Below are 17967 nucleotides of genomic sequence, written 5' to 3'. Positions count from 1 at the left end.
GCCCGGCATGAACCTCACCACGCCACCGGCCACCGCAGCCCAGTCGTCTTGGGTGTCGCGTTTCAACCTGTCCCAATGGGCGCTGGACCACCAGGCCCTGACCCGCTATTTGATGATTGTGCTGATGCTGTTGGGCGTGGCCGCCTACTTTCAGCTCGGTCAGGACGAAGACCCGCCGTTTACCTTTCGTGCCATGGTGGTGCAGGCCTACTGGCCCGGCGCCACCGCCCAGCAGATGGCCGAGCAGGTGGCCGACCGGGTGGAAAAGACGCTGCAAGAGGTGCCTTATGCAGACAAGATCCGCAGCTATTCCAAACCCGGCGAGGCGCTCATCATCTTTCAGTTGAAAGACAACGCGCCCGCCAGCGACGTGTCGCAGACCTGGTACACCGTGCGCAAAAAGATCGGTGACATGCGCGGCACGCTGCCCCCAGGCGTGGTGGGGCCGTTCTACAACGACGAGTTTGGTGACGTGTATGGCGTGATCTACGCCTTGCAGGGCGAAGGCTTTTCGCCGGCCGACAAAAAATTGGTGGCCGACGACGTGCGCCAGCGCCTGCTGCGCGTGAAAGACGTGAACAAGGTGGAGCTGTTTGGCGTACAAGCCGAAAAGCTCTATGTCGAAATCTCGATGAAGCGCCTGGCCACCCTGGGGCTGGACTTGCCGCAGGTGCTGGCCGCACTGGGGCAGCAAAACGCGGTGGAGTCCGCTGGCGCGGTACAGGCACCGCAAGACGTGGTGCAGGTGCGGGTGGCCGGTGCGTTCACCTCGGTCGATCAGTTGCGTGCCATGCCCATCCGGGCGGCCAATGGCCGGCAGCTTCGCCTGGGCGACATCGCGCAGATCGGGTTGGGCTATGCCGATCCGGCGCAGGTCATGGTGCGGCACAACGGCGAAGACAGCATCGCCCTGGGCATTTCCATGGCCAAGGGCGGCGACATCATCGCGCTGGGCAAGGCCCTGAAAACCACGGTGGCCGAGATTGAAGCCGCTTTGCCCGCTGGCATGGCGCTGGTGCAGGTGCAAGACCAGCCCGCCGCGGTCACGCGCTCGGTCAACGAGTTCGTGAAGGTGCTCATTGAAGCGGTCGTTATCGTGCTGGCGGTGAGCTTTCTGGCGCTGGGTCTGCACAAGCGCGAAGGTGGGCGGGGCTTGCGCCGCTACACGCTGGACATGCGGCCCGGTCTGGTGGTGTTCATCACCATTCCGCTGGTGCTGGCCATCACCTTTCTGGCCATGCAGTACTGGGGCATTGGCCTGCACAAGATCTCGCTGGGCTCGCTCATCATTGCGCTGGGCTTGCTGGTGGACGACGCCATCATTGCGGTGGAAATGATGGTGCGCAAGCTCGAAGAGGGCTACACGATGATGCGCGCGGCCACCTTCACCTGGGAGGCCACGGCCATGCCCATGCTGACTGGCACGTTGATCACCGCAGCGGGTTTTCTGCCCATCGGCATGGCCAATTCCACCGTGGGTGAATACACCTTTGCCATTTTTGCCGTGACGGTGATTGCGCTGGTGCTGTCCTGGATCGTGGCGGTGTTTTTTGTGCCGTACCTGGGCGTGAAGCTGCTCAAGGTGAAACCCCATGTGGGCCCGGCCGAAGAGGTGTTTGACGGCCCGTTTTACGACCGCTTCCGGGCCACAGTGGACTGGTGCGTGCAACACCGCTGGATCACCATTGGCCTCACCATCGGCACCTTTGTGCTGGGTATCGTGGGCATGGGCCAGGTGCAGCAGCAGTTCTTTCCCGATTCCAGCCGGCCCGAAATCATGGTGGACGTGTGGTTGCCCGAGGGCAGCAGCATGGCCGCCAACGACGAAGTGACGCGCCGGGTGGAAGCCCGCCTGGCCGCAGAGCCGGGCGTGACCAGTGTGAGCACCTGGGTCGGTTCGGGCGTGCCGCGTTTTTACTTGCCTCTGGACCAGATTTTTCCGCAGACCAACGTGTCGCAAATGATCGTGTTGCCGCAAGACCTGAAAACCCGTGAGCGCCTGCGCAAGGCCCTGCCCGAGTTGCTGGCCACCGAGTTTCCCGAGGTGCGCGGGCGCGTGAAGCTGCTGCCCAACGGCCCGCCGGTGCCCTACCCGGTGATGTTCCGCGTGGTGGGCACCGACCCCGCCGTGCTGCGCGGCCTGGCCGACGAGGTGAAAGCCGCGGTGCGCGCCAACCCGAACATGCGCGGCGTGAACGACAACTGGAACGAGTCGGTGAAGGTGCTGCGTCTGGATGTGGACCAGGCCAAGGCGCGCGCGCTGGGCGTGAGTAGCCAGAGCATTGCGCAGGCCGGGCGCACCTTGCTCAGTGGCAGCACCGTGGGCCAGTACCGCGACGGCGACAAGCAGATCGACATCGTGCTGCGCCAGCCCTTGAACGAGCGCGACGCCATCTCCAGCCTGGCCAACGCCTACCTGCCCACCGCCAGTGGCCAGAGCATTCCGCTGCTGCAGATTGCACGCCCTGTATTTGACTGGGAGCCTGGTGTGATGTGGCGGGAAAACCGCGACTACGCCATCACCGTGCAGGGCGATGTGGTGGAGGGCTTGCAAGGTGCGACCGTCACCGCCGAGTTGCTGCCGGCGCTCAAGGCCATTGAGGGCGACTGGGCGCAGCGCGGCTTGGGCGCCTACCGGGTGCAGGTGGCGGGCGCGGTGGAAGAAAGTAGCAAGGGCTCGTCGTCCATTGCGGCGGGCATTCCCCTCATGCTGTTCATCACCTTCACGCTGCTCATGCTGCAGTTGCAAAGCTTCAGCCGCTCGCTGCTGGTGTTCATCACCGGCCCGCTGGGCCTGGCGGGTGTGGCCGGCGCGCTGCTGTTGTTGAACCGTCCGTTTGGCTTTGTGGCGCTGCTCGGCGTCATTGCGCTCATGGGCATGATCCAGCGCAATTCGGTGATCTTGATCGACCAGATTGAGCAAGACCGCAGCCGCGGTGTGCCAGCCTGGGATGCGGTGGTGGAATCCACCGTGCGCCGCATGCGCCCCATTGTGCTGACCGCTGCGGCGGCCGTACTGGCCATGATCCCGCTGTCGCGCAGCGTGTTCTGGGGCCCCATGGCCGTGGCCATCATGGGCGGCCTGATCGTGGCCACCGTGCTCACGCTGCTGGCCCTGCCCGCCATGTACGCCGCCTGGTTTCGCGTGAAGCGCGAGCCGCAACCAGCCTGACCTGGCTTTGCCCGGGAAAGCCCGCCAGGCTGTCGGTTGCGACGGATTGGCGGGCTCTTTTGTGGGTGCATCGTTCGGGTGTTTCAACAATGTTGATTTGAAACGAATGAATCATTATAATTTTTACGATTCAATTGTTTCAATGTCAGCAGCGTGCCCTACCGCCAACTCATCCAGCATCTGGACCACCACTTTGACAGCCTGAGCCCCGAACTGCAGCGGGCGGCCCGCTGGGTGCGGGTACACCCGGCCGAGCTGGGTTTGCAGTCCATGCGGCAGTCGGCGCGGGCCGCCGGTGTGGCACCCGCCACCATGACGCGGCTGGCCCAGGCGCTCGGTCTGAGCGGGTTTGACGCCATGCGTCGGCCCGCCATGGCAGCGTTTGCGCGCTCGGTGGGTGGGCAGGGCGGCGAAGCTGCGGTTGGCGCTGGTGACGAGGTTGAACACGCTGCGGCGCAGCCCGCGCTGGCCCGTGCTCAAGCTGGCAACCTGGCTTCTGTGACGGCGCACAACCCGGCGCCTAGCCTGGCTGCTGCCGCGCAGCGTATCTTGCAGGCGCGCAGCGTGCTGTTTCTGGGGCTGCGCGCGAGCTTTGGCACGGCTTACCACCTGCACTACACCTGCGACTGGCTGCGCGCCGGCACCGCCCTGGCCACCGACCCCGGTGGCGCCTGGGCCGACCGCCTGGCCGCGCTGGAAGCGACCGACCTGCTGGTGGCGGTAAGCCAGGCGCCGTACACCGTGCAAGCCGTGCAAGCCGCGCAGCAGGCGGCCGCTCGGGGTGTGCCGGTCCTGGCGTTGACCGACAGCGCGCTCTCGCCACTGGCCCGCGTGGCCACCCAGAGCCTGCTGTTTGACGCAGCTTCGCCCGCGTTTTTTCATTCCATGACCGGCGCCCAGGCCCTGGCTGAAGCGCTCATGCACGCCGTGGCCGAGCAGGGCGGTGATGCCGTAGCGCAGCGCCTCACCCTGCGCCAAAAACAGTTGCAAGCAGCCCACGTCTACTGGGACAAGCCCGGCCCGATCAGACGTATCGGACGTATCTGACGTATCTGACCGGCTGAACACCGACTGCCTATTTCCCATTTTTTGCCCAAACATGAACGCACCCACCACCCTTTCAACCGTCCAGCCAGGCGCCACCCACGTGTTCCATCGTCAGCTGCACCACGGCCTGCCCGTGGCCGTCAGCGGCCAGGGTATTTCCATCACCGATGCCAATGGCCGTGTTTACCTGGATGCCTCGGGCGGTGCTGCGGTGTCTTGCCTGGGCCATGGCCACCCCGACGTGATTGCGGCCATGCACGCCCAGATCGACCAGTTGGCTTATGCCCACACCAGCTTTTTCACCACCGCCGTGGCCGAAGAGCTGGCCGACCTGTTGATCGACACCGCGCCCGCCGGCATGAGCCATGTGTACTTCGTCAGTGGCGGTTCCGAGGCCGTGGAGGCCGCGCTGAAAATGGCGCGCCAGTACTTTGTGGAAATCGGGCAGCCCCAGCGCCGCCACTTCATCGCCCGGCGCCAGAGCTACCACGGCAACACCCTGGGCGCGCTGGCTGTGGGCGGCAACGCCTGGCGGCGCGAGCAGTTCAAGCCGATCTTGATCGACGTGACGCATGTATCGCCTTGCTATGAATACCGCGACCGCCGCAGCGACGAAACCGCCGAACAATACGGGCAGCGCCTGGTGGCCGAGTTGTCTGCCGCCATTGACACGCTGGGCGGCGAGAACGTGATGGCTTTTGTGGCCGAAACGGTGGGCGGCGCCACGGCCGGCGTGCTCACGCCGGTGCCGGGCTACTTCAAGGGTGTGCGCGAGTTGTGTGACCGCCACGGCATTCTGCTGATTCTGGACGAGGTGATGTGCGGCATAGGCCGCACCGGTACCCTGCACGCCTGCGAGCAAGACGGCGTGGTGCCCGACTTGCTGACCATCGCCAAAGGCTTGGGCGGCGGCTACCAGCCCATTGGCGCAGTGCTGGCCCAAGGCCGGCTGGTGGATGCGTTTCGCCAGGGCAGCGGCCTGTTTCAGCATGGCCACACCTACCTGGGCCATGCGGTGGCCTGCGCAGCGGCGCTGGCGGTGCAGCGCGTGATCCAGCGTGACGGCCTGCTGGGTCAGGTGCGCGAGCGTGGCGCGCAGCTGCAAGGCTTGCTACAGCAGACATTGGGCGACCACCCCAACGTGGGCGACATCCGCGGACGCGGCCTTTTCTGGGGGGTGGAACTGGTGGCGGATCGGGCAAGCAAACAGTGGATCGACCCGGCCCACAAGCTGCATGTGCGGATCAAGCGCGAAGCCATGGCCGAGGGTCTGATGGTCTACCCCATGGGCGGCACGGTGGATGGTCGCTGCGGCGACCACATCTTGCTGGCGCCGCCTTTCATCAGCACGCCCGACGAACTGGCGCAGATCGTTGAGCGGCTGCAACGCGCGCTCAACCGTTCGTTGGCCGCTGTGGGTGTGTTTCCATAAAAATAATGCATAAGGTTTCAGGGTAAACACGAGGGGTTATCGCTGAGGCTTACGCGAACCTTGCGATACCATCACGGTTCTTGTTTCACAAGCCCGTTTATTTCCGTAATCACGCAGTCCACTGCAGGAGTTGTTCGAGATGAAGAAAATCACCGCCTACCTGAGCGCTGTTGCCGCCGCTACCGCCATGCTAGCCCCCGTGGGGCAGGCCCAGGCACAGCAAAAGTTCATGACCATTGGCACTGGTGGCGTGACCGGCGTGTATTACGCCGCTGGCGGCGCCATTTGCCGTCTGGTTAACAAAGACCGCGCCAAGCACGGCTTCCGTTGCTCGGTGGAATCCACCGGCGGTTCCGTGGTGAACATCAACACCATCAAGGCCGGCGAGCTCGACTTCGGCGTGTCCCAGTCGGACGTGCAGTACAACGCCTTCAACGGCGCCAAGCAGTTCGAGAAAGACGGCAAGCACACCGACCTGCGCGCCGTGTTCTCCATCCACCCTGAGCCCTTCACCGTGTTGTCGCGCAAAGAAGCCAACATCACCAAGTTTGACGACCTGAAAGGCAAGCGCTTCAACGTCGGCAACCCTGGCTCCGGCACCCGCGCCGCCATGGACGAGTACCTGGCCAGCAGCGGCGGCAAGATCAGCGACTTCGGCCTGGCGGCCGAACTCAAGGCCGACGAACACGGCGCCGCCCTGTGCGACAACAAGATTGACGGTTTCATTTATGGCGTGGGCCACCCCAGCGCCAACATTCAGGATCCCATCACCACCTGTGGCGCCAAGCTGGTGCCTTTGACCGGCCCAGCGGTGGACAAACTGGTGGCTGCCAACAGCTACTACGCCAAGGTCAACATCCCTGGCGGTGTGTACGCCGGTCACCCCAACCCCACGCCCACTTACGGCGTGCTGGCTTCTTTCGTGACGTCGGCCAAGGTGTCCGACGCGGCGGTGTACGAGCTGGTCAAGGCCGTGTTTGAGAACTTCGACGAGTTCAAAAAGCTGCACCCTGCGTTTGTCGGTCTCGATCCCAAGAACATGATCAAGGACGGCCTGTCGGCTCCGCTGCACCCCGGTGCCGTGAAGTACTACAAGGAAAAAGGCTGGATGTAATTGCCTGCCGAATGCTGAGGTCCAACCGGACTGATGCCGCAAAAAAGCTCTGACGCGTCAGGGCTTTTTTGTTGGCTCTTCACAAAAAAACACAACGCATAGGTCTGCATGAAAACCCACACCGCACCCGAGGTTGACGTCAACCAACTGGTTGCCGACAACGACACCGGTGGCCGCGCACCCGGTCCCTGGATGAGCCGCATGCTGCTTGCTGTGGCACTGGCTTGGTCCGTGTTTCAGCTCTGGATCGCCTCACCGCTGCCGTTCAGTCTCGGCATTCTGGTGTTCAACGACACCGAAACGCGTGCCATCCACCTGGGCTTTGCGGTGTTCCTGTCTTACATGGCTTACCCAGCGTTCAAGCGCTCGCCGCGCGCCTACGTGCCCATCACCGACTGGGTGTTTGCGCTGGTGGGCACTTTCTGCGCCACCTACCTGTTTATCTTCTACGGCGAGCTGGCCACCCGTCCGGGCCAACCCACGCTCATGGACGTGTACACCGGTGCGGTGGGTATCGTTTTGCTGCTGGAAGCCACCCGCCGCGTGCTGGGGCTGCCCATGGTGATCGTGGCCCTGGTGTTCCTCGGATACACCTTTGGCGGGGCCTACATGCCCGACATGATCGCCCACCGGGGTTTCTCGCTCAACCGCGCCATGAGCCACCAGTGGCTGACCACCGAAGGCGTGTTCGGTGTGGCGCTGGGCGTGTCCAGCGGCTTCATCTTTCTGTTTGTGCTGTTCGGCTCGTTGCTGGACAAAGCGGGCGCGGGCAACTACTTCATCAAGTCGGCCTTTGCGCTGCTGGGTCACATGCGCGGTGGCCCCGCCAAGGCTGCGGTGCTGTCGTCGGCGGCTACCGGTATCATTTCCGGCTCATCCATCGCCAATGTGGTGACCACAGGCACCTTCACCATCCCGCTCATGAAGCGGGTGGGCTACCGGCCCGACCAGGCCGGCGCGGTGGAGGTGTCCAGTTCGGTGAACGGCCAGATCATGCCGCCGGTGATGGGCGCAGCCGCGTTCCTGATGGTGGAGTACGTGGGCATTCCCTATATCGAGGTGATGAAGCACGCCTTTTTGCCGGCCATCATTTCCTACATCGCACTGCTTTACATCGTGCACCTGGAGGCCCTGAAGGCCAACATGGTCGGCCTGCCGCGCCGGGGCAATGCCACGGTCGGCTCGCGTCTGATGTCTTTTGCCATGACGGTGACTGGTTTCATCGTGCTGTCGGGCGCGGTGTACTGGGGCATTGGCTGGATCAAGACCGTCATGGGCGACGCCGCTGTCTGGGTGGTCGGCGCCGGTCTGCTGGCCAGCTATGTCGGTTTGCTCTGGTTTGGGGCGAGACAGCCCGCGCTGGAGCTGGATGACCCCAACGCACCCGTGTTTGAACTGCCCGAAACCGGGCCCACGGTGAAGTCGGGCCTGCATTACCTGCTGGCTGTGGTGGTGCTGATCTGGTGTCTGATGGTCGAGCAGATGTCGCCAGGCCTGTCGGCCTTCTGGGCGACGCTGTTCATGATTTTTGTCATGGTCACGCAAAGGCCCATCTTGGCTGCGTTTCGCGGGCAGGGCGGTCTGGGTGCGGCCACCCGGCAAGGCTTTGCCGACTTGATTGATGGCCTGGCCACCGGTGCGCGCAACATGATTGGCATTGGTGTGGCCACGGCGGCAGCCGGCATCATTGTGGGCACAGTGTCCCTCACCGGCGTGGGTCTGGTCATGACCGAGCTGGTGGAACTGCTCTCGGGCGGCAACCTCATGCTCATGCTGGTGCTGGTGGCACTCATCAGCCTGATCCTGGGCATGGGCCTGCCGACCACGGCCAACTACATCGTGGTGTCCACGCTGATGGCGCCGGTAGTGGTGGAGCTGGGTGCGCAAAGCGGCCTGATCGTGCCGCTGATTGCGGTGCACCTGTTCGTGTTCTATTTCGGCCTCATGGCCGACGTGACGCCGCCGGTCGGCCTGGCCTCGTTTGCGGCGGCGGCCATTGCGCGCGCCGACCCCATCAAGACAGGCATCACCGCTTTCTACTACAGCATGCGCACGGCCATCCTGCCGTTCCTGTTCATCTTCAACACCCAGCTGTTGCTGATGGGGCTGACGGGTCCACTGCACCTGATCCTCACCGTGGGCAGCGCCACGGTGGCTATGCTCGTTTTCGCGGCCGCCACCCAGGGCTTTTTCCTGGTCAAGTCGCGCTGGTACGAAACCATTGCCCTGTTGTTGATCACCTTCACCTTGTTCCGGCCCGGCTACTGGTGGGACATGCTGTACCCGCCTTTTGACGAGGTGCCGGCGGCCCAGATGAACGAGTTGATTGAGCAAGCCCCAGCCGGCGCCGGCAAGCGCATCTGGATCGAGGGCATGAACATGGACGGCAAAGACATACGCAAGGGTGTGCTGCTGCCGCTGGGTGACCCCGGCAGCGCTCGCGACCGCATGGCCAGTGCAGGCCTGACCGTCATGGCGCAGGGCGACGAATTGCTGATTGCCGGGGTGCGGTTTGGCAGTCCCGCAGCCAAGCTGGGTATTGAGCAGGGCTACCGCATCGTGTCGGCCGAAGTGCCTTCAACCCGGCCGGCCAAAGAGTGGTTGTTTGTGCCAGCGCTGGCCTTGTTGCTGCTGGTGATGGCGCTGCAGCGCGCCCGCCGACCCCGCGAGGGCGCCTCGGCATGACGCGCCTTGCGCTCATCCACGCGCTGGCGCACTCGGTCGCGCCCATCAACGACGAGTTGGCGCGCGACTGGCCGCAGGCCCAGCGCATGAATCTGCTGGACGACAGCCTGTCCGCCGACCTCGCGCGTTCAGGCCGAGGGCTGGACGAGGCCCTGCACCAGCGCTTCGAGGCGCTGGCCGCCTACGCCGAGGGCACAGGCGCCCAGGCCATCCTGTTCACCTGCTCGGCCTTTGGGCCTTGCATTGAAGCGGTGGCCGCGCGCCGGCCGCACATGCCGGTGCTCAAGCCCAACGAGGCCATGGTGGTCGAGGCGGTACGTCACGGTCGCCCCATCGGCTTGATCGCTTCGTTTGCGCCTACGCTGGCGTCCATGCCGTCCGAGTTTCCACCGGGCACCGTCTTGACCACCGCCCTGGCCGACGGCGCGCTGCAGGCCCTGAACGAAGGCGACACCGCGCGCCACGACGCCTTGGTGGTGGAGGCGGCCCAGGCGCTCGCCCGCCAGGGTTGCCAAGTGATCGCGTTAGCTCAGTTCAGCATGGCGCGTGCCCAGGCGGCCGTTCAGCAGGCGGTGGGGCTGCCGGTGCTCACCACGCCGGGCAGCGCCGTGCGGGCTTTGCGCCAGCGGTTGGCCGGCTAAGCCAGGCGCAGGCAGCCACAGCAGCTACAATCTAGGGTTGCCGTAAAGCGGGCACATTGCAAATTGCGCCTTCGGGGCGCCATGCAAGAAAGACCGCTCACAGGACGCGCGGGTGGCGAAATTGGTAGACGCACCAGGTTTAGGTCCTGACGTCCGCAAGGATGTGGGGGTTCGAGTCCCCCCCCGCGCACCACCTCACAGACGAACAGACATCCCGGGTCGGCCAGGCAGGCTGGTTGACCGACACCCTTTTGGAGAAAACCATGACCGTGAACGTTGAAACCCTTGAGAAGCTCGAGCGCAAGATCACGCTGACGCTGCCGGCCGAAGTGATCCAGAGCGAGGTGGCCAAGCGCCTCAAGCGCCTGGCACGCGACGTCAAGATGGACGGTTTCCGTCCCGGCAAAGTGCCCATGAACGTCGTGGCCCAGCGCTACGGCTACTCGGTGCACTACGAGGTCATGAACGACAAAGTGGGCGAAGCTTTCGCCACGGCCGCCAACGAAGCCCAGCTGCGTGTGGCCGGTCAGCCCAAGATCACCGAAAAAGAAGAAGCACCCGAAGGTCAACTGGCTTTTGACGCGGTTTTCGAGGTGTACCCCGAAGTGAAAATCGACGACCTGACCACCGCTGAAGTGGAAAAAGTCAGCGCCGACGTGAACGATGCCGCCATCGACCGCACCCTGGACATCCTGCGCAAGCAGCGCCGCACCTTTGCACAGCGTGCACAAGACCAGGCCGCCCAGGACGGCGACCGCGTCACCATCGATTTCGCTGGCAAGATCGACGGCGAGCCGTTTGAAGGCGGCAAGGCCGAGGCCTTCCAGTTCATCGTGGGCGATGGCCAGATGCTCAAGGAATTCGAAGATGCCGTGCGTGGCATGAAGTCAGGCGAGTCCAAAACCTTCCCGCTCGCTTTCCCTGAGGATTACCACGGCAAGGACGTCGCCGGAAAAACCGCCGACTTCCTCGTCACCGTGAACAAGATCGAAGCCGCGCACCTGCCCGAAGTTGACGACGCTCTGGCCGCTTCGCTCGGCATTGCCGACGGCACGGTGGATGGCCTGCGCGCCGACATCAAGAAAAATCTGGAGCGCGAAGTCAAGTTCCGTCTGCAGGCGCGCAACAAGCAGGCCGCCATGGATGCCCTGGCCGCCAAAGCTGAGCTGGACTTGCCCAAGTCGGTCGTGCAGGCCGAACTGGACCGCCTGGTGGAAGGCGCCCGCGCCGACCTCAAGCAGCGCGGTGTCAAAGACGCTGACAAGGCGCCTATTCCTGATGATCTGTTCCGTCCCCAAGCTGAGCGCCGCGTGCGCCTGGGCCTGGTGGTGGCCGAGCTGGTGCGTGCCAACGAGCTGCACGCCAAGCCCGAGCAGATCAAAGCCCACATCGAAGAGCTGGCAGCTTCGTACGAAAAGCCTGCTGACGTGGTGCGCTGGTACACCGGCGACAACCGCCGCATGGCCGAAGTGGAAGCCATCGTGATCGAAAACAATGTGACCGAATTCGTTCTGTCCAAGGCCAAGATCGCTGACAAGTCGGTCAGCTTCGAAGAGCTGATGGGTCAGGCCTGATCGGCTTATGCCGCTTGGTTGACAGCGCGTCAGCGCAGGCAGCCAAGCGGCGTGCTTCCTTTGTCGGCAATGCCTAGGGCGGAGTTTTCCGCCCTTTTTTTCGGCTTTCGCTTGCCTTTTGTGATCTGCACGCCATATGCAAGGACTGGTCATGCCCGTGACCAGGTATCAGCCTTCTCAGGTTGGTTACAGTAGTGGCATCGCGACCAATTAATACACGGAGAAACGCATGAGCGCAATGGATATTCAAGGCTTGGGCATGGTGCCCATGGTGATCGAGCAGTCGGGCCGCGGTGAGCGCGCCTACGACATCTATTCGCGGCTGCTCAAGGAACGCGTGATCTTCCTGGTGGGCCCGGTGAATGACCAGTCTGCCAACCTGGTGGTGGCTCAGTTGCTGTTTTTGGAAAGTGAAAACCCGGACAAGGACATTTCGTTCTACATCAATTCGCCCGGGGGCTCGGTGAGCGCTGGCATGGCGATTTTTGACACCATGAACTTCATCAAGTCCGACGTGTCCACTTTGTGCATCGGTATGGCGGCCAGCATGGGTGCTTTCCTGCTGTCGGCGGGTGCCAAGGGCAAGCGTTTTGCGCTACCCAACTCCAAGATCATGATTCACCAGCCACTGGGTGGAACCCAGGGTCAGGCCACCGAAATCGAGATTCACGCCCGCGAGATCTTGAAGACGCGTGACCAACTCAACAAGATCCTGGCCGAGCGTACCGGCCAGCCGTTGGAGAAAATTGAACGCGACACCGAGCGCGATTACTACCTTTCGGCTGCCGAATCGGCCGAATACGGCCTCATCGACAAAGTGATCGACAAGCGCCCCGGCGCAGTCTGAGCTACAGCGGTGGCGTGGCCAGTCTGGTGCGCGCTGCACGCAGGAGAAAGCGCCAAACCCGGCGCTTTTCACCCGTTTGACCCCCGGCAGCCTTGAACTATCATCTTCGCTGCTTGCATTTATCGTACCTACGACCTCAAAGACATATGGCCGACAAAAAAGCCACCTCCAGTGAAAAAGCGCTCTACTGCTCGTTTTGTGGCAAGAGCCAACACGAGGTCAAGAAGCTGATCGCTGGCCCTTCGGTCTTCATCTGCGACGAGTGCATTGATCTTTGCAACGACATCATCCGTGACGAATTGCCCGGTCTGGAATCGGTCAAGGCGGCTGGCGATGAGGTGCCTACGCCCGCCGAGCTCAAGTCCAATCTGGACAACTACGTGATTGGCCAAAATCCGGCCAAACGTGCCTTGGCGGTTGCGGTGTACAACCACTACAAGCGCCTTCGCCATAAGCTCACGGCCCGCAAGGACGATGTCGAGCTCGCCAAGAGCAATATTTTATTGATTGGGCCCACCGGCTCCGGCAAAACGCTGCTGGCCCAAACCATGGCGCGCATGCTCAATGTGCCCTTCGTCATGGCCGACGCGACCACCCTGACCGAAGCTGGTTATGTGGGTGAGGATGTGGAGAACATCGTCGCCAAGCTTTTGCAGAGCTGCAACTACGACGTGGAACGGGCTCAGCAGGGCATCGTCTACATCGATGAAATTGACAAGATCACCCGCAAGTCGGACAACCCTTCCATTACCCGTGACGTATCGGGCGAGGGCGTTCAGCAGGCCCTACTGAAGCTCATCGAAGGCACCATGGCTTCCGTGCCGCCGCAGGGAGGTCGCAAGCACCCGAACCAGGATTTTCTGCAGGTGGACACCACCAATATTCTGTTCATCTGTGGCGGCGCGTTTGCCGGTCTCGAAAAGATTATTGAAAACCGCACCGAAGCCTCTGGCATGGGGTTTGGTGCCCTGGTCAAGAGCAAGCAGCAGCGCAGCCTGACCGAAGCCTTCAAGGAAATCGAGCCTGAAGACCTCATCAAGTTTGGGTTGATCCCCGAGCTGGTCGGTCGTGTGCCAGTCATTGCTGCTTTGTCTGAACTTAGTGAAGACGCTTTGGTCGAAATTCTTACGGAACCGAAAAACGCCGTGGTGAAGCAGTTTTCCCGCTTGCTGTCCATGGAGGGTGCCGAGCTAGAGGTGCGTCCTGCAGCGCTCAAGGCAATTGCCCGCAAGGCGTTGGCCCGCAAGACAGGTGCCCGGGGTTTGCGCTCCATCCTGGAAAATGCGCTGATCGACACCATGTTTGAACTGCCCGGCATGAGCAACGTTGAAAAAGTGGTGGTCGACGAATCCACCATTGACGAAAACAAGCCACCGCTGTTGGTGTACCGCGAAGCGGCCAAGCAGGCCTGAACATCGTCCTACCCGATGGGTGCCTGCTTTTTTAATGCTATTGATGCGTCCGTTTGATATCGCCCGCATCAACCCTACCTGCTCATTTTGCTGAGGTTGAAATGTCCGGACATACCCCCTTGCCCAGTTTGCCGGTTGACCTGCCCTTGCTGCCCTTGCGCGACGTGGTGGTCTTCCCGCACATGGTGATTCCCCTGTTTGTGGGTCGCCCGAAAAGCATCAAAGCACTCGAAGCGGCCATGGAGGCCGAGCGACGCATCATGCTGGTGGCGCAAAAGGCCGCAGCCAAGGACGAGCCGTCCACCGACGACATGTTTGAGATGGGTTGCGTGGCCACCATTTTGCAAATGCTCAAGCTGCCCGACGGCACCGTGAAGGTGCTGGTTGAAGGCCTTCAGCGGGCCAAGGTGCTCGACATTCGTGATGGTGACACCCATTTTGTGGCCAATGTGACCCCCGTTGATCCATCGACTGAGCGCGCCGACATGCAGTCCACCGAGCTGGAGGCCCTGCGCCGCGCGGTGATGCAGCAGTTTGACCAGTACGTCAAACTGAATAAAAAGATCCCTTCGGAAATCCTCACATCGATCTCCAGCATCGACGACCCAGGTCGCCTGGCCGACACTATTGCGGCCCACCTGCCCCTCAAGCTGGAATCCAAGCAGGTGGTGCTCGATCTGGACCCGGTGAACAAGCGGCTGGAGAACCTGTTCGAGCAGCTGGAACGCGAAGTCGACATCCTGAATGTTGATAAAAAAATCCGTGGCCGCGTCAAGCGCCAGATGGAAAAAAACCAGCGCGATTTCTACCTGAACGAGCAGGTCAAAGCGATCCAGAAAGAGTTGGGCGAGGGCGAAGAGGGCGCCGATATTGAAGAGATTGAGAGGAAGATCAAAGCTGCCAAAATGCCCGCCGAAGCGCGCAAGAAGGCCGATGCCGAGTTCAAAAAGCTCAAGCTGATGTCGCCCATGTCAGCCGAAGCCACGGTGGTGCGTAACTACATTGACGCGCTGGTGGCCTTGCCGTGGAGCAAGAAGACCAAGATCAAACACGACTTGGCGCATGCCGAAGCTGTGCTCAACGAAGACCATTACGGCCTGGACAAAGTCAAGGACCGCATCCTCGAATACCTTGCTGTTCAACAGCGTGTGGACAAGGTCAAAGCGCCCATCCTGTGCCTGGTGGGCCCACCCGGTGTGGGCAAGACCTCGCTGGGGCAATCGGTGGCCAAGGCCACTGGCCGAAAGTACGTGCGCATGGCGCTGGGCGGTATGCGCGACGAGGCTGAGATTCGTGGTCACCGCCGCACGTACATTGGTGCAATGCCCGGCAAGGTTTTGCAAAGCCTGGGCAAGGTGGGCACTCGCAACCCGTTGTTCTTGCTGGACGAGATTGACAAACTGGGTACCGATTTTCGGGGCGATCCATCGAGCGCTTTGCTGGAGGTGCTGGATCCCGAACAGAACCATACGTTCGGGGATCACTACGTTGAAGTGGACTTTGACCTTTCCGACGTGATGTTTGTTGCCACGTCGAACTCCATGAACATCCCGCCAGCGCTGCTGGACCGGATGGAGGTAATCCGACTGTCGGGCTACACCGAAGATGAAAAGACCAACATCGCCATGCGGTACCTGCTGCCCAAGCAGCTGAAGAACAACGGTATTCGAGACGGTGAAATGGATGTGCAGGAGTCGGCGGTGCGCGACATCGTGCGTTACTACACCCGCGAAGCCGGTGTGCGTTCCCTAGAACGCGAACTCGGCAAGATCTGCCGCAAAGTGGTGAAAGGGCTGCTGCTCAAGACGTACAGCCCCACCGTGGTCGTCGATTCGGAAAATCTCAACGATTTTTTGGGTGTTCGCAAGTACAGCTATGGGCGCGCTGAAGCACAAAACCAAGTTGGTCAGGTGGTCGGGTTGGCGTGGACCGAAGTGGGCGGCGATCTGCTGACCATCGAGGTGGCGATCATGCCGGGCAAGGGCGTGATCACACGCACCGGTTCGTTGGGCGACGTGATGAAGGAATCGGTCGAGGCGGCGCGTACCGTGGTGCGCAGCCGATCGCGATCGCTGGGCATCAAAGACGAGCAGTTCGACAAGCGGGACATCCACATTCACGTTCCAGACGGTGCAACACCCAAAGACGGCCCGAGCGCGGGTGCTGCCATGACCACGGCTCTGGTGTCTTCGCTCACGGGCATTCCCGTTCGCGCAGATGTGGCCATGACCGGTGAGATCACTCTGCGCGGCGAGGTCACGGCCATTGGTGGCCTCAAAGAGAAGCTGCTGGCGGCACTGCGGGGTGGCATCAAGACCGTGATCATTCCGGAAGAGAATGTGAAGGATCTGGCGGAGATTCCAGACAACGTGAAGCAAGGTCTTGAAATCGTCCCGGTGAAGTGGATCGACAAGGTGCTGGCGATTGCGCTGGAGCGCTTGCCCGTGCCATTGACCGATGAAGAGGTGGCCGCCCAGGTGGCTGCCGCTTCGGCCCGACCGGCCGCAGTGGCGCCAGATGCTGTGAAGCACTGACCAAAAAATTGAGAGGGGCTTGAAAACCAGCGTTTTTTTGCGCTAGAATTTCAGCTTGTGGCAGTTGTCGGAAGTATGCGGGATTAGCTCAGTTGGTAGAGCGATACCTTGCCAAGGTATAGGTCGAGAGTTCGAGTCTCTTATCCCGCTCCAAATAAAAAAGGGAAGCCCTGCTTCCCTTTTTCGTCGGTGATGCTGCATCTGGCTTTCTTGCTAGGTGCATTTGGCGCGATAGCAAATCGGTTATGCAACGGATTGCAAATCCGTCTAGCCCGGTTCGACTCCGGGTCGCGCCTCCAGTCGCTGGCAAGCGGCACATGTAAGCGGGATTAGCTCAGTTGGTAGAGCGATACCTTGCCAAGGTATAGGTCGAGAGTTCGAGTCTCTTATCCCGCTCCAATCTTTAAAAGGAAGCTTTGCTTCCTTTTTTTGTTGTTGGCTCGAAACAAGCTCACGGCGAGCATCCGTATGGCGAGGTGGGCCGTGACCGTGGGCCGCGGTGCCAAGCCACAGACCGCGCCCCTGGTGGGTAACCGGGGCGGGTCGGCATTTTCTAATCGGTACCGTTTGACCGGCGCAGGCTCTTTGAAAGTTCAGGTGTCGAACCTGCGACAATGACGACCGGCCTCGATGGTGAAATTGGTAGACACAGCGGACTTAAAATCCGCCGGCTTTAATCGGCCGTACCGGTTCGATTCCGGTTCGAGGCACCACCACTAGGTTTTTTCCGGTTTCGCCGGTACAGTGAGTTTTCCATGACCCGATACAACGCACCCTTCGAAATCCATGTGCATGGAGACGTGCCGCTGCGCGACGATGTGGTGTTCAGCCAGATCCAGGACGCGCTCAAGCCGCTTTGGCAGTACGCCGGCGCCCGCTCGCTGGCAGCAGCCGCAGAGAGCGCCTATGAAGATGAGCCTGGCATCCGTTTTGATGCTGCTGCGCACGTGTTGCAGATATGTTGGACCGTGCCTGGTGACGAAGATTTTCGACAGGTGATCGAAGAGGCTTGTATGGGCCTGAACGAAATTGCCTCTGCTGGAGCGCCTTTGGAGGTGTCTTTTTACGACACCGAATACGACGAGGAAGACGAGTCGGCCGAAGAGGAAGCCCGTGACGATTTCATGATGTGCTTTGTGGGTCCGACGCCAGCAGCGATCATGCAGGTGCAGCGCGATTTGCTGGTGCAGGACGTGGTGCACATCATGGAGCGCCACTTTGACGCCGCCGAACTCGGTGATGTGGTCGTGGCCATTGACAAGCTGTTCACCGAGCGTTTTGATGCACTTGTGAATTCGATGCAGCTCGGTCGCCCCCCCCGGGGTCATGGTGGCCCGTCTGGCCACGGTGGGCCTCGAAAACCCCGCCACTTGCACTGATCCTCAGCCTTGGTTGGTGGCTCGTTGCGGGTTGGCGTTGGTACTTTTTAAGGGGAGTATCTGGTGTGTGAGCGGCACGCGCTCACACCCGACGATAGACTTCATAGGCGCGCTGGCGGTGCAGCACCTG

11 protein-coding genes and 5 tRNA genes are annotated in these 17967 nt (G+C 61.7%); all 16 read left to right on the top strand.

What is annotated here, in order from left to right; all coding sequences use genetic code 11:
- The first annotated feature begins 7 nt into the window (after window positions 1-7).
- A complete protein-coding gene (locus ACTG4K_RS05695; protein ID WP_439113231.1) occupies window positions 8-3172 on the top strand; it encodes an efflux RND transporter permease subunit in 3165 nt (1054 codons plus the stop codon).
- A 153-nt stretch (window positions 3173-3325) separates the two neighbouring features.
- A complete protein-coding gene (locus ACTG4K_RS05690) occupies window positions 3326-4219 on the top strand; it encodes a MurR/RpiR family transcriptional regulator (protein ID WP_439113230.1) in 894 nt (297 codons plus the stop codon).
- 52 nt (window positions 4220-4271) lie between these two features.
- On the top strand, window positions 4272-5651 hold the full coding sequence (locus ACTG4K_RS05685; protein WP_439113229.1) for an aspartate aminotransferase family protein: 1380 nt from the start codon (window positions 4272-4274) through the stop codon (window positions 5649-5651).
- Window positions 5652-5790: 139 nt separating this feature from the next.
- Window positions 5791-6765, top strand: coding sequence for a TAXI family TRAP transporter solute-binding subunit (locus ACTG4K_RS05680; protein WP_439113228.1), 975 nt, complete (start codon window positions 5791-5793; stop codon window positions 6763-6765).
- A 108-nt stretch (window positions 6766-6873) separates the two neighbouring features.
- Complete coding sequence (locus ACTG4K_RS05675) at window positions 6874-9450, top strand: TRAP transporter permease (RefSeq protein WP_439113227.1); 2577 nt, start codon at window positions 6874-6876, stop codon at window positions 9448-9450.
- Window positions 9447-10091, top strand: coding sequence for an aspartate/glutamate racemase family protein (locus ACTG4K_RS05670; protein ID WP_439113226.1), 645 nt, complete (start codon window positions 9447-9449; stop codon window positions 10089-10091). Before ACTG4K_RS05675 ends, ACTG4K_RS05670 begins: the two co-directional genes overlap by 4 nt.
- 106 nt (window positions 10092-10197) lie before the next feature.
- Window positions 10198-10284 (top strand) — tRNA-Leu (locus ACTG4K_RS05665).
- Between the two features lie 70 nt (window positions 10285-10354).
- Window positions 10355-11665: a trigger factor gene (tig, locus tag ACTG4K_RS05660; RefSeq protein ID WP_439113225.1), complete on the top strand. Its 1311-nt coding sequence runs from the start codon at window positions 10355-10357 to the stop codon at window positions 11663-11665.
- Between the two features lie 229 nt (window positions 11666-11894).
- The gene (gene clpP, locus ACTG4K_RS05655) at window positions 11895-12512 is read left to right on the top strand and encodes an ATP-dependent Clp endopeptidase proteolytic subunit ClpP (RefSeq protein WP_304840021.1); all 618 of its coding nucleotides are present in this window, start codon (window positions 11895-11897) and stop codon (window positions 12510-12512) included.
- 146 nt (window positions 12513-12658) lie between these two features.
- Window positions 12659-13924, top strand: a complete 1266-nt coding sequence (gene clpX / locus ACTG4K_RS05650) for an ATP-dependent Clp protease ATP-binding subunit ClpX (protein ID WP_439113224.1) — start codon at window positions 12659-12661, stop codon at window positions 13922-13924.
- A 101-nt stretch (window positions 13925-14025) separates the two neighbouring features.
- A complete protein-coding gene (gene lon / locus ACTG4K_RS05645; protein WP_439113223.1) occupies window positions 14026-16458 on the top strand; it encodes an endopeptidase La in 2433 nt (810 codons plus the stop codon).
- A gap of 77 nt (window positions 16459-16535) precedes the next feature.
- Window positions 16536-16611, top strand: a tRNA-Gly gene (locus tag ACTG4K_RS05640).
- Window positions 16612-16683: 72 nt separating this feature from the next.
- Window positions 16684-16757 (top strand) — tRNA-Cys (locus ACTG4K_RS05635).
- A gap of 24 nt (window positions 16758-16781) precedes the next feature.
- Window positions 16782-16857: transfer RNA gene (locus ACTG4K_RS05630), tRNA-Gly, on the top strand.
- Between the two features lie 225 nt (window positions 16858-17082).
- Window positions 17083-17171: transfer RNA gene (locus tag ACTG4K_RS05625), tRNA-Leu, on the top strand.
- Window positions 17172-17213: 42 nt separating this feature from the next.
- Window positions 17214-17837, top strand: coding sequence for a DUF6806 family protein (locus tag ACTG4K_RS05620; RefSeq protein WP_439113222.1), 624 nt, complete (start codon window positions 17214-17216; stop codon window positions 17835-17837).
- The last annotated feature ends 130 nt before the right edge of the window (window positions 17838-17967 follow it).

Source organism: Hydrogenophaga sp. (assembly GCF_965657535.1).
Lineage (GTDB): Bacteria > Pseudomonadota > Gammaproteobacteria > Burkholderiales > Burkholderiaceae_C > Hydrogenophaga.
The sequence above is the reverse complement of the archived record's forward strand: the minus strand, read 5'-3'. Positions and strand labels throughout refer to the sequence as shown.